This is a genomic window from Yoonia vestfoldensis DSM 16212, from assembly GCF_000382265.1.
GTDB lineage: Bacteria > Pseudomonadota > Alphaproteobacteria > Rhodobacterales > Rhodobacteraceae > Yoonia > Yoonia vestfoldensis.
In genome coordinates, this window is sequence record NZ_KB907974.1 from 99,151 (window position 1) to 110,973 (window position 11,823).

Here is an 11,823-nt window from a genome sequence, read left to right on the forward strand (position 1 = left end):
TCCTCATGCTGGTATTTTTGCTTTTTCGTGCTGCGCCTGCACTGCAGGCAGCAGGATTACGGCTTGCGCGCCGGCATGATCGTTGCCGGCAAAGATCTCGGCGTCGGTCAAGGTCAGCGTGCCGCCATGTTCCTCGATGATCTTCTTGACGATGGACAGGCCCAGCCCGGTGCCTTTGTCGCGCGTCGTCACATAGGGTTCGAACAGGCGCGCACGGTCTTCGGGAAGACCGATACCATTGTCCGAGATGGTAATGCAAACGCGGCTGCCATCGTGCCGCATCGCCACCTTGATCTGTGGCCCGTAATCTTTTGACCCGTGTTTTTCGACATAGGTTTCCGTGGCTTCGCCCGCGTTCTTGATTAGGTTCAGCAGGGCCTGCGAAATCATCGTCGCATCCATATCGGCAAGCACCGCGACATCAGGCAGATCGCCGGTGATCTTGACCGCTGGCTGGCCCGCACGTTGCAGGGTGATGGCATCGGCCACCACCTTCGTCAGATCGTTCAGCACCAGCACGGGTTCTGGCATCCGCGCGAATTTGGAAAACTCGTCAACAATGCGCCGCAAGTCATTGGTTTGGCGTACAATCACATCGGTCATCTGGTCCAGCGCTTCGGCATCGTCACCGACCTGCGCGCGGAACTTGCGCTTGATCCGTTCGGCGGACAACTGGATCGGCGTCAGCGGGTTCTTGATCTCATGGGCGATGCGCCGCGCGACATCGCCCCATGCGGCCATCCGCTGCGCGCTGACCAGATCGGTCACATCGTCAAAGGCCACAACATAGCCTTCCAGCGCGCCACCATCGGTGCGGCGCGGCGACATGCGCACCAGCAGGCTTTCCTGCTGGCCTTTGCGGATCAGGTTGATCTGGTCCTGCACGGACTCGTGCCCGGACTGGCGCACCTGTTCGAACAACATGGCGAATTCCGGCACGGCGACAGACAGCGAATTGTCGGCGCTGGCGTCGCTGACCGACAAAAGCCGTCGGGCTGACGGGTTCACAAAAGTCACGCGGCCATCGGCATCAAGCCCGACGACACCCGAGGTCACAGAACTCAGCACGGAATCAAACAGGCGACGCCGCCGTTCCGACGTGCGGTTGCTATCCAGAAGCGCCTCGCGCTGACCTTTCAATTCGCCGGTCATCTGGTTGAAATAATGACCCAATTGCGAAATCTCGTCATCGCCCTCATCCTCGATCACGCGCACATCAAGATCGCCGGCGCCCACCCGTTGGGACGCGGACACCAAACGGCCGACAGGGCGCGACAAGCGTTCAGCGAACCACAAACCGCCCCAGATCGCGCCAAGGATCAAGATCAGGGCAAACCCAAGATAAAGCAGACCGAACTGGAACAGCATGCGCCCCCGGTCATTGGCCAATTGTTCGTATTGCTGCACCGTCTCTGTCGTTTCATCCAGCAATGCCAAGACGTTACCATCCACATCACGGGTGACATACAAAAAGCGGTCGGGAAAGGTTTCCAGCGGGATCAACGCGCGGAATTCGTTATTCTCGGGGTCCTCGAAGATCACCAGCCGTTCTGCGCGCGCGCGGGCGAAGTCATCCGCGCTGGGCCGTTCGTAATAGAAATCATAGGACCCGACAGCGCGCGCCGCGATCACCCCCGCGCTGTCGATGACAAAAGCCTCGCTCAGGCCGCGGTCGATCTGGCCCTGCACCTCGCCCAGGGCCAGACGCAGATCGCCGTCATCCATGAACAGATCGCGCTGGCGTTCGCGGTTAAGATAGGCGGCCAGCCCCTGCGCATCGCGCGTCAGGTCCTGGATATGCTCTTCCTCATAGGCCTGCGCGGTGGTCAGCGAGGTGCGCAGCACATTGCCCACGGGTTCGGAAAACAACCCGTCGAGCGCCACCGACAGCAAAAGCACCGAAAACACCGCCACCAACACCGTGGGGATCAGCGCAAAGATCGCAAACACGCTGGTGAGCCGCAGATGCAACCGCGATCCAGCGGATTTGGCGCGCCGTGCCGCGATCATCCGCGCGACAAGCCGCATCACCAGCGCCATGACGATCAGAATATAGACAAGGTCGATCAACAGCATCATCTGCAGCGCGCGCGATGACGTACCCTGCCCCAGTGGCCCGACGACCCAATAGGTCAACGCGGCCAGCACGGGCGCGCAAATGACCAAAGACACCGTCAGCGCATTCTGCACATGACGCTGCCGGAACCAGCGCACCAGTCGCGTGAAATCCATTCTCAGAAGGGTACGCTGCACGCGTGCCGCCTTGTGATTGAGGCGGGGCTGCCCCCGCATGACCGCTTTTGCCGTGGCTTTCCCGCAATGCTGAAGCAAGCGGGCCACGGTTCTGTTGCGGTTTTACATCAATTTGCGGCGGCGTGTCACGCGGATATCCAGATCGGTGATCTTCTTGCGCAAAGTATTGCGGTTGATGCCAAGCAGATCGGCGCATTTGGCCTGATTGCCACCCGTTGCATCCAACGCGATTTCGATCAGCGGCCCTTCGACCTCTTTCAGGATGCGGTTATAGAGACCGGGCGGCGGCAACACGCCGCCATGCAGGTCGAAATAACGGCGCAGGTGCTTGCCCACACTGGCCGACAGTTTTTCGCCCTCGCCGCCCGACCGCAGCGGTTCGATCGCGGGCTGGTTGCCCAGCACCATTTCCACCTCGGCGCGAGAAATGTCATCCTCGGCGGCGGTAAAGACCAGACGGCGCACCGCGTTTTCCAGCTGGCGCACGTTGCCCGGCCAGCTGTAGGCGCGCACCATGTCCAATGCGGCAGGCCCGAACCGCCGCGCGGGCGCGCCCTCGCGTTCGGCGCGTGCAAGGAAATGTTCGGCCAGCAGCGGAATGTCATCGACCCTTTCGCGCAGGGACGGCACGGCGACCGTGACACCGCCCAGCCGATAGAACAGGTCTTCACGGAATTTGCCGTCTTCCATCCGTGCCATCAGGTCGTTTTGCGATGTGGCCATGATGCGGGGCGCGTTTTCGCCCAATGTATCGAGCATCCGCACGATCCGCGCCTGATCGACGTCCGACAGATCGCTGACTTCATCAAACAGGATCGTGCCACCCCGTGCGCGCGACAGGATGGTGGATGGGCCATCCATCCCTTCCAGATCGGCAGGGGCGACGACGACGAAAGGCAGGCTGCGCCGGTCGGAAAAATCATGGACGGCGCGCGCGATCAACGATTTGCCGGTGCCGCTTTCGCCGGTGATCAGCACGGGCAGCTGGGTGTTCATCACCCGCGCGACCAGCCGGTACAGCGCCTGCATCACGCCGGTGCGCCCCACCAGCGGCAGATCACCGCCCTGTTCGGTCGCGTTCAGATCGGGCGCGCGCGAAATCCCCGCGCGACGCTTGGTTTCCAGCGCACGCGCGGCGCGTTTCATCAGATCGGGCAGATCGAACGGCTTGGGCAGATAGTCATAGGCATCGGCTTCGGCGGCCTGAATGGCGGTCATGATCGTGTTTTGCGCCGAAATGACGATCACCGGCAGGCCGGGCCGGAGCGCCGCGATTTTGGGCAATTGTTCCAAGCCGTTGCCGTCGGGCATGATGACGTCGGATATCACCAGATCGCCCTTGCCTTCATCCACCCAACGCATCAGCGTGACCAGCGATGACGTCGCATGAACCTTGCAGCCCGCCCGCGTCAGGGCCTGGGTCAAAACGGTGCGGATCGTGCGGTCGTCATCGGCAACCAGAATTGTCCCGTCCATCAGTCTTCTCCTGTTTCAGTCTCTTTTGGCGCAAGCGGCAACGAAATGCGGAAACAGGTGCGCCCCGGCACCGAATCCACCGTGATCCAGCCGCCACCGTCGCCGATCAGTTTCGACACCAGCGCAAGGCCAAGGCCCGTGCCGTTTTCCTTGCCCGATACGAAAGGTTCGAACACATCCGCCGCGATACCCGCCGGCAGGCCGGGACCATCGTCGATGATCTCGATTTGCAAGGGCAGCCGCGATTGCGTGCCATCCGCCCGCCTGACCCGCAGGGAAGTGTCATAAAAAGTGTGCAGCCGGATCGCGCCGCCTTCCTTGTTGGCTTCGGCTGCATTTTTCAACAGGTTCAGGAACACCTGCAGCAATTGGTCGGCATCCGCCATCGTGCGGGGCAGCGACGGGTCGTAATCCTCGATATAGAGCATATGCGCGCCGAACCCGACGGATGCCGATTGCCGCGCGCGGTCCAGAACATCGTGGATGTTCACGGGTTTGAGCAGCGGCGGGCGCAGATTGCCGAATTGTTCGACCTGTTCGAGAAGTTTGACGATCCGGCGGCTTTCCTCGACGATCAGGTCGGTGAGTTCGCGATCCTCGACGCTAATCCCCATCGACAAAAGCTGCGCCGCCCCCGTGATCCCCGCCAGCGGGTTCTTGATTTCATGCGCCAGCATTTCGGCCATGCCGATCGCGGATTTCGCGGCCTTGGCAGAGGAATGGTTCTGCGTGACACGGCTTGCAATCTCGCGCGGGCTGATCATCACGATCATCACGTCATCAGAGCCTTGCAGCGGCGCAAATTGCAGGTTGCACATCATCGGCGGGTTTTCCCCGCTGCCGACATCGACGTCGTTCACGAAGAGCGACGTCCGGTTTTGCCGTGCGCGGGCGAAAGGTGCCTCCAACGGCGCGTCGATCATCACCTTTTCCCAGATCCGCTGGCCGACCAGCGACCGTGTGGACAAGTTCAGGAAACTTTCCGCCGCCGCATTGCTGAGAATGATCACATCATCGGCGTCCAGCAGCAGCGCAGGCACCGGCAAAGACGACCAGAGCGCGGTATCCTGAATCATGCCGCCACCCGCAGGACCAAAGCATCGGCCAGATCGCGCAGCACGGCGTCGGGATCGGTTTCCGTCAGGATCGCCTTGCGCATACCGGCAGGCGTGCCCGCGTCATCCATATACCAGCCCAGATGTTTGCGCGCGACACGCCGCCCCAGATCCAGCCCGTAGAACGACAGCATCGCGCTGTAATGCTGGGCCACCATCTCGATAAACTCCGCCCCTTGCGGGATCACGGGCATCTTGGTGCCATGCAACCGCGCCGCAACCTGGGCCAGCACCCAAGGCCGCCCCTGTGCGCCGCGCCCGATCATCACGCCATCGGCCCCCGACAGCGCCAGCGCCTTTTTCGCAGCCTCCGGCCCTGTGATATCGCCATTGGCGATGACCGGGATGCTGACCGCCTCCTTGATCTCGCGGATCGCGGCCCAATCGGCACTGCCTTTGTAGAACTGGCAGCGCGTGCGCCCGTGGATCGTGACCAACCTGATCCCGGCATCCTGCGCCCGCTGCGCCACATTGGCGGCATTCAGGCAATCATGGTCCCAGCCAAGCCGCGTTTTCAGCGTCACGGGAAGTTGCACGGCATTCACCACCGCCTCGATCAGCCGCAGGGCGTGGTCAGGGTCGCGCAGCAGGGCGGACCCGGAATAACCGTTCGTGACCTTTTTTGCGGGGCAGCCCATGTTGATGTCGATCATCGCGGCACCATTCGTCTCGATCATGCGGGCGGCTTCGGCCATCCAATGCGCCTCGCGCCCTGCGATCTGCACGGCGGTGCCTTGCTGATCATAGCCGAGCTCCGCGCGTTCACGTACGCCGGGTTTCGCCTGCACCATTTCCTGACTGGCGACCATTTCGCTGACGACCCAGCCCGCGCCGAAAGACGCGACAAGCTGGCGGAACGGCAGGTCCGTAATCCCCGCCAGCGGCGCAAGCGCCACGGGAGGCTGCAACCTCACTTGGTCAAGGATGATCGCCGTGGTATCGGTCAAAGGATGCTACATTCGCCTAAAGGGTGTGCGTTGCCGTTGAAATAAGCCGGATGCCGCGACACCACAACGCCGGAAGTGCCCGCTTGTCCCTGATAAATAGCATATGCCTAATAAATAAGCAAACCGCCTGACAAAGAGACGAATTGCACCGCAGCGCGCAGCGTCCTACACCAAGGCAAACAAGCGCAGGACCACCATGACCATCACCGCCATCATTGTCGCCGCAGGCCGCGGCACCCGCGCGGGGGGCGATTTGCCCAAGCAATGGCAACGGCTTGGCGCGCGCAGCATTGCCGCCCATGCGATGCAGCCTTTTGCGGATCATCCCGGCGTGGCGCATCTGGTGCTGGTGCTGCATCCGGGCGATGTGGCGGGCGATCTGTGGCGCGATACCCCTGCAGCACAGGTCGTGACGGGCGGGGCGACACGCAAGGCCAGCGTCATGGCAGGGCTTGCGGCCGTGCCGGAGGGGACGACCCGCGTGCTGATCCACGACGCGGCGCGCCCGCTTGTGTCGGCGCAGATCATCGACCGCGTGCTGGCGGCCCTTGACGTGCATCAGGGTGCGGCCCCTGCGGTGGCTGTGACCGACACGCTCTGGTATGGGGCGGGCGATCTGGTGGCGGGGGTGCAACCGCGCGACGGACTTTACCGCGCGCAGACGCCGCAGGGGTTCCACCTTGCGCCGCTGCTGGCCGCGCATAGGGCGCAGGGCGATGACGCCACCGACGATGTGGGCGTTGCCCGCGCGGCAGGGCTGGACGTGACAATCGTCCAAGGCGATGAGAACAATATCAAGATCACGACGCCCGGCGATTTCGCGCGCGCGGCAAAACTGATGGGACAGGACATGGATATCAGATGTGGCAACGGCTATGACGTGCACCGTTTCGGGCCGGGCGATCATGTCTGGCTTTGCGGGGTCAAGGTGCCGCACGGGCGGTCCTTGCAAGGGCATTCGGACGCCGATGTGGGCATGCATGCCGTGACCGACGCCATCTATGGCGCGCTGGGCATGGGCGATATCGGCCAGCATTTCCCGCCGTCAGACCCGCAATGGAAAGGGGCCGAAAGCCATATTTTCCTGCGGCACGCTGTCGGGCTGGCCCATGACGCGGGCTACAGGATCAGCAATGTCGATTGCACCTTGGTCTGCGAATATCCCAAGATCGGCCCGCATCAGGGGGCGATGAAAGCCGCATTGGCCGCGATCATGGGGCTGGACGCAGACCGGATCAGCGTCAAGGCCACGACATCCGAAAAGCTCGGGTTCACAGGCCGCGAAGAAGGGATCGCGTCGCTTGCGACCGTGACATTGGTGAAGCCATGACCCATCTGATCGCAACATTCTTCTACGTGGGCCACCTGCGCCCTGCCCCCGGCACATGGGGGTCGCTGGCTGCCCTGCCCGCCGCTTGGGCGCTGGTGACACTCGCAGGCCCTTGGGCGCTGGTCGCGGGGATCGTGCTGGCCTACGGGCTTGGTCTTTGGGCAATAGGCGTGGAAACCGCAGGCAAGGCCGACCACGATCCGTCCGAGATCGTGATCGACGAGGTCGCGGGCCAGTGGGTGGCGCTGCTGCCCGTGGTCTTTGGTGCCGCGATGCGGGATGCGGATTTGCTCGCGCTCTGGCCCGGCTGGGTCGCGGCCTTCCTTCTGTTCCGGCTCTTTGACATCACCAAATGGGGTCCCATCGGCTGGGCCGACCGGATGCACGGGCCGACAGGCGTGATGCTGGACGACGTGATCGCTGGCGTTTTCGCGTCCATCGGTGTCGTGGCCTTGGCCGCTTTGTTCCATCTGGTGCTGCTGTGACGGCAGCGGCGATCCTGACCGCCGCGAAAGCGCGTGGCATCCTGATCGCCACTGCCGAAAGCTGCACAGGCGGCTTGGTCAGCGCGGCGCTGACCGATGTGGCGGGCAGTTCGGCGGTGTTCGAGCGGGGGTTCGTGACCTATACCAATACCGCCAAGGTGCAGATGCTGGGCGTCCGACAAAGCACGCTCGACGCACACGGGGCCGTGTCCGAAGAAGTCGCGGCGGAAATGGCGCAAGGAGCGTTGCAACATTCCGGCGCGACGCTCGCCGTCGCGATCACCGGCATCGCAGGCCCCGGCGGGTCGGAACATAAACCCGAAGGCCGCGTCTGTTTCGGCCTTGCCACGCCGGATCGCTGCACGACGCAGACGGTCGACTTCGGGGCCTTGGGCCGCGCACAGGTGCGCCAAGCCGCCAAGGATCACGCGCTGGGGCTGTTGCTCGCCGCTCTTGATCCGTAAAGCTCGTGCGCGCGGCGTTCAAAGGCGCGCACGATACGCTGCATCGCCTCGTTGAAGAACATGCCCGCCGCCCCCTGCAACAGCCGGTTGCGGAATTCGAAATCCACAAAGAACGACACTTCGCAGCCGCCTTCCACATCGCGGAAATTCCACTGGCTTTCCATATGCTTGAACGGGCCGTCCAGATAGGCGGTGTCGATCCGCTTGATGTCGGGCCAGAGCGTGACCTTGGAGCCGAAGGTTTCGCGGAACACTTTGAACGAGATCACGAGATCGGCCAGCATCACGATATGATCGCCGTGATCGGTCGTCTTGCGGATCCGCGCCGCCGCCGTCCAAGGCAGGAATTTCGGATAATGCGCGACATCGCCCACAAGGGCATACATCTGGTCTGCGGAAAACGGCAGAACGCGCGTTTCGGAATGTTGTGGCATGGTTTTGACCCTTCTGAACGCGATGTCGGCCAAAACGCCGCCGGTTTCAAGGTCTGTGGTCCAGAAAGCCGCAGCATGGATTGTCGCAGCCTGCGTTTTGCGGCAGAACTGCGAGGTCAGAGACCGGAGACCCAGATGCCCGCCGACCACCCCCCCTATGTCATCGACCAGATGATCAGCGCCAAATCCATCGCGGCGCGGATCGAAAGCCTTGCGCGTGAAATCGGGACCGAATTCGCAGGCACCGACAAGCTGGTCGTCGTGGGCCTGTTGCGCGGGTCCTTCGTGTTCATCGCCGATCTGGTGCGCGAACTGGACCTGCCCGTCGAGGTCGATTTCCTCGAGGCGTCATCCTATGGCGACGGCATGGAAAGCAGCCGCGAGGTCCGTATCCTGAAAGACCTGCGCGGCCAGATCGAAGGGCGCGACGTGCTGGTGGTCGAGGATATCGTCGATACCGGCCACACGCTGGCGCATGTGACCAAGTTCCTGCAGTCGCGCAAGCCTGCGAAACTGCGCACGATTGCCTTGCTGGACAAGCCCGCGCGGCGCGAGGTTGATTTCAAGGCCGACTGGATCGGGTTCGAAATTCCCGACGAATTCGTCGTGGGCTACGGGATCGACTATGGCCAGCGCAACCGCAACCTGCCCTTCATCGGCAAGGTACGGTTCACGGGATGAACCCGCTCTGGCTGATCCGGATGAAACGCTGGGTGCAGAACCCGCCCTCGCCCGCGCGGATCAAGCTGGTCGCGGCGATCATCGGGGTCTGCCTGCTGGTCTTTGTGCTGGAACGGATCTTCGGTTGGCCCGCGGCGCTGACGCCCAATGATCTGCGCGGGATGCGCTGACGATTTCGTGTTTATGTTTTGCCGAAACATCGCGTTAGCGTTGCGTCAACAATTACCCAATCGGAGAGAGCGGCCATGAAGATCAGGACCATCATCGCCGTTGCAGCCCTTGGGCTAAGCGTCACCACCGCCCTTGCGCAGGACAGCCTGAGCGAGGAGCAGCAGCGCGCGTTGAACGCCCGACAGGCGCATATGGGCCTTTATGGTTTCTACCTGACGCCACTGGGCCAGATGGCGCAGGACCGCATCCCCTATGATGCCGCAATCGCCAGTGCGGCGGCAAACAATCTGGCTGCGATGGCGGCGATCGATCAGGCGGCGTTCTGGGTCGATGGCACCGACAGCAGTGTCGAAGGCAGCCGCGCAAGGGCAGAAATCTGGACCGATGCGGCTGGATATGCGCAGGTCCAGCAAGGCATGGTTGAGGCCACAGCGGCATTGGCGCTTGTTGCGGGTGACGGGATCGATGCACTGAAAGGTGCGTTCGGTCCGGTCGGGCAATCCTGTGGCGCCTGCCACCAGACTTACCGCGCCCCTGCGAACTGATGGCCCGCTGGCCGTGGATCGCGGGGCTGGCTGTGCTGGCAATCGGCGCGGGCTGGTTCGTCACACGACCGGCACCGCTGCCTGCGACGGCACTTGACGGGATCACCCCAGACGCCGCGCGCGGTGCCGTGACCTTTGCCGCCGCGGGCTGCGCCAGTTGTCACAGTGCTGCTGACGGACCCCGCGAGGTGCTGGCGGGCGGGCGGGCCTTTGTCACGGATTACGGCACGTTCCATGCGCCCAACATCTCGTCCGACCCGGTGCAGGGGGTTGGTGGCTGGTCGGATCTGGAGCTTGCCAGCGCCATCCTGCGCGGCGTGTCACCGGATGGCGCGCATTATTATCCGGCCTTTCCCTATACCAGCTATGTCAAGGCGGATGTGCAGGACGTGGCCGATCTGATAGCGCATCTGCGCACCCTGCCCGCCTCGGACATCCCCAGCCTGCCGCATGATCTGCGCTTTCCCTATAACATCCGCGCGGGCCTCGGTGTCTGGAAGGCGCTTTATCTGCGCGATGATTGGGTGGCCGATGCGCCCACGCCCGAATTGGAGCGCGGGCGCACCTTGGTCGAGGCTTTGGGCCATTGCGCCGAATGTCACACGCCGCGCGACGCCTTGGGCGGGCTGGACCGCAGTGCATGGATGCAGGGCGCGCCGAACCCCAGCGGCGACGGGCGTATCCCCGCCATCACCCCCGCCGCACTGGATTGGTCGGTGCAGGATATCGCGGCCTATCTGGAAAGCGGGTTCACGCCGGAGTTCGACAGCGCGGGCGGCAGCATGGCCGATGTCATCCACGGCACGGCCCTGTTAAGCGATGAGGATCGTCTGGCGATTGCGGCCTATCTCAAGGCGCTGCCTTGAGATCGCGGGGCGCGGCCCCGCACCCCGGAGTATTTCTGGAAAAAAGAAGATGCGGGCCTCAGGCGCGGCCGAGCTTTTTGTTGCGCGCGTCCCGCAGGCGGGCGAAATCGTCGCCTGCGTGATAGGACGACCGCGTCAGCGGCGTGGCAGAGACCATCAGGAAGCCTTTGCCATAAGCCGCTTTTTCATAGGCTGCGAATTCCTCGGGGGTGACAAAGCGGTCGACGCGGTGGTGTTTCGGGGTCGGTTGCAGATATTGACCAATGGTCAGAAAGTCGATGTCGGCAGCGCGCATGTCGTCCATCACCTGCATGACCGCCTGTTTATCCTCGCCCAAGCCAACCATGATGCCCGATTTGGTGAACATCGACGGGTCCAGTTCCTTGACCCGTTGCAACAGCCGCAAGCTGTGGAAATAGCGCGCACCCGGCCGCACCTCGGGGTAGAGGCCTGGCACGGTTTCGAGGTTGTGGTTGAACACGTCGGGGCGCGCGGCGACGACAGTTTCCAGCACGGATGCATCGCAACGGATAAAGTCGGGGGTCAGAATCTCGATCGTCGTGCCGGGCGACTGGCGGCGGATGGCGCGGATCGTCTGGGCGAAATGCTCCGCCCCGCCGTCTTCGATATCGTCACGGTCAACGGAGGTGACGACGACATGGTTCAGCCCCAGTTTCTTGACTGCATCGGCCACGCGGCCGGGTTCGAACACGTCAAGCGCCTCTGGCGGTTTGCCGGTCGCGATATTGCAGAAGGTACAGGCGCGGGTGCAGACCTCGCCCATGATCATCATCGTGGCGTGACCCTGCGACCAGCATTCGCCGACATTGGGGCAGCCCGCCTCTTCGCAGACGGTGACCAGTTTATGTTCGCGCATGATGTCGCGGGTGGCCTTGTAGCCTTCGGAGGTCGGGGCCTTGACCCTGATCCAATCGGGTTTCTTCGGTTGGGGCGCATCCTCGCGGCGCTGTTTTTCCGGGTGACGCTGGGCCGGAATTTTCAGATCGCGTGGGGACATGGGTTCGCTCCGATAAGTCATGTCCTACAGCTAGCGTC

Annotated in this window: 13 protein-coding genes; 7 read left to right on the forward strand and 6 right to left on the reverse strand. The window is 62.9% G+C overall.

The features are described 5' to 3' along the window. Nucleotides 1-3 precede the first annotated feature (3 nt). The 4 genes from H147_RS0102250 to dusB all read right to left on the reverse strand — a co-directional run bounded on the left by H147_RS0102250 (nt 4) and on the right by dusB (nt 5,791). Nucleotides 4-2,232 (reverse strand): sensor histidine kinase NtrY-like, encoded by a 2,229-nt coding sequence (locus H147_RS0102250; RefSeq protein WP_019953711.1) that lies wholly within the window; start codon nt 2,230-2,232, stop codon nt 4-6. 123 nt (nt 2,233-2,355) lie between these two features. Beyond that, nucleotides 2,356-3,729 carry a response regulator gene (locus tag H147_RS0102255; RefSeq protein WP_019953712.1) on the reverse strand — a complete coding sequence of 458 codons (1,374 nt, stop codon included), beginning with the start codon at nt 3,727-3,729 and terminating at the stop codon, nt 2,356-2,358. Then, entirely contained in the window at nt 3,729-4,805 is a 1,077-nt protein-coding gene (locus tag H147_RS0102260) for a two-component system sensor histidine kinase NtrB (protein ID WP_019953713.1), read from the reverse strand. Before H147_RS0102260 ends, H147_RS0102255 begins: the two co-directional genes overlap by 1 nt. Next, entirely contained in the window at nt 4,802-5,791 is a 990-nt protein-coding gene (dusB, locus tag H147_RS0102265; protein ID WP_019953714.1) for a tRNA dihydrouridine synthase DusB, read from the reverse strand. Before dusB ends, H147_RS0102260 begins: the two co-directional genes overlap by 4 nt. Before the next feature lie 196 nt (nt 5,792-5,987). Here dusB and H147_RS0102270 point away from each other — a divergent pair, with 196 nt between their 5' ends. From H147_RS0102270 to H147_RS0102280, 3 genes are read left to right on the forward strand one after another with little or no spacing between them, the layout of a single operon-like run. After that, nucleotides 5,988-7,121: a bifunctional 2-C-methyl-D-erythritol 4-phosphate cytidylyltransferase/2-C-methyl-D-erythritol 2,4-cyclodiphosphate synthase gene (locus tag H147_RS0102270; protein ID WP_019953715.1), complete on the forward strand. Its 1,134-nt coding sequence runs from the start codon at nt 5,988-5,990 to the stop codon at nt 7,119-7,121. Beyond that, complete coding sequence (locus tag H147_RS0102275) at nt 7,118-7,606, forward strand: phosphatidylglycerophosphatase A family protein (RefSeq protein ID WP_019953716.1); 489 nt, start codon at nt 7,118-7,120, stop codon at nt 7,604-7,606. The genes H147_RS0102270 and H147_RS0102275 overlap by 4 nt, the downstream gene beginning before the upstream one ends. Then, entirely contained in the window at nt 7,603-8,070 is a 468-nt protein-coding gene (locus H147_RS0102280; protein ID WP_019953717.1) for a CinA family protein, read from the forward strand. The genes H147_RS0102275 and H147_RS0102280 overlap by 4 nt, the downstream gene beginning before the upstream one ends. Here H147_RS0102280 and H147_RS0102285 read toward each other — a convergent pair. Beyond that, nucleotides 8,031-8,504: a type II toxin-antitoxin system RatA family toxin gene (locus tag H147_RS0102285; RefSeq protein ID WP_026352176.1), complete on the reverse strand. Its 474-nt coding sequence runs from the start codon at nt 8,502-8,504 to the stop codon at nt 8,031-8,033. The genes H147_RS0102280 and H147_RS0102285 overlap by 40 nt on opposite strands. Before the next feature lie 135 nt (nt 8,505-8,639). Here H147_RS0102285 and hpt point away from each other — a divergent pair, with 135 nt between their 5' ends. The 4 genes from hpt to H147_RS0102305 all read left to right on the forward strand — a co-directional run bounded on the left by hpt (nt 8,640) and on the right by H147_RS0102305 (nt 10,767). Then, nucleotides 8,640-9,185 (forward strand): hypoxanthine phosphoribosyltransferase, encoded by a 546-nt coding sequence (hpt, locus tag H147_RS0102290; RefSeq protein WP_026352177.1) that lies wholly within the window; start codon nt 8,640-8,642, stop codon nt 9,183-9,185. Continuing rightward, the gene (locus H147_RS21135) at nt 9,182-9,355 is read left to right on the forward strand and encodes a hypothetical protein (protein WP_019953720.1); all 174 of its coding nucleotides are present in this window, start codon (nt 9,182-9,184) and stop codon (nt 9,353-9,355) included. Before hpt ends, H147_RS21135 begins: the two co-directional genes overlap by 4 nt. 75 nt (nt 9,356-9,430) lie before the next feature. Continuing rightward, complete coding sequence (locus H147_RS0102300) at nt 9,431-9,901, forward strand: c-type cytochrome (protein ID WP_019953721.1); 471 nt, start codon at nt 9,431-9,433, stop codon at nt 9,899-9,901. Next, a complete protein-coding gene (locus H147_RS0102305) occupies nt 9,901-10,767 on the forward strand; it encodes a cytochrome c (RefSeq protein WP_019953722.1) in 867 nt (288 codons plus the stop codon). The genes H147_RS0102300 and H147_RS0102305 overlap by 1 nt, the downstream gene beginning before the upstream one ends. Nucleotides 10,768-10,825: 58 nt before the next feature. Here H147_RS0102305 and lipA read toward each other — a convergent pair whose 3' ends face one another. Then, nucleotides 10,826-11,785: a lipoyl synthase gene (gene lipA / locus H147_RS0102310; protein WP_019953723.1), complete on the reverse strand. Its 960-nt coding sequence runs from the start codon at nt 11,783-11,785 to the stop codon at nt 10,826-10,828. Nucleotides 11,786-11,823: the final 38 nt, after the last annotated feature.

Bases quoted from the DNA above. Each gene is read 5' to 3' on its own strand.
- H147_RS0102275 (WP_019953716.1), top strand. From the start codon at position 7,118: ATGACCCATCTGATCGCAACATTCTTCTACGTGGGCCACCTGCGCCCT.
- H147_RS0102250 (WP_019953711.1), bottom strand. From the start codon at position 2,232: ATGGATTTCACGCGACTGGTGCGCTGGTTCCGGCAGCGTCATGTGCAG.
- H147_RS0102300 (WP_019953721.1), top strand. From the start codon at position 9,431: ATGAAGATCAGGACCATCATCGCCGTTGCAGCCCTTGGGCTAAGCGTC.
- H147_RS0102285 (WP_026352176.1), bottom strand. From the start codon at position 8,504: ATGCCACAACATTCCGAAACGCGCGTTCTGCCGTTTTCCGCAGACCAG.
- H147_RS0102255 (WP_019953712.1), bottom strand. From the start codon at position 3,729: ATGGACGGGACAATTCTGGTTGCCGATGACGACCGCACGATCCGCACC.
- H147_RS21135 (WP_019953720.1), top strand. From the start codon at position 9,182: ATGAACCCGCTCTGGCTGATCCGGATGAAACGCTGGGTGCAGAACCCG.
- H147_RS0102260 (WP_019953713.1), bottom strand. From the start codon at position 4,805: ATGATTCAGGATACCGCGCTCTGGTCGTCTTTGCCGGTGCCTGCGCTG.
- hpt (WP_026352177.1), top strand. From the start codon at position 8,640: ATGCCCGCCGACCACCCCCCCTATGTCATCGACCAGATGATCAGCGCC.
- H147_RS0102270 (WP_019953715.1), top strand. From the start codon at position 5,988: ATGACCATCACCGCCATCATTGTCGCCGCAGGCCGCGGCACCCGCGCG.
- H147_RS0102305 (WP_019953722.1), top strand. From the start codon at position 9,901: ATGGCCCGCTGGCCGTGGATCGCGGGGCTGGCTGTGCTGGCAATCGGC.
- lipA (WP_019953723.1), bottom strand. From the start codon at position 11,785: ATGTCCCCACGCGATCTGAAAATTCCGGCCCAGCGTCACCCGGAAAAA.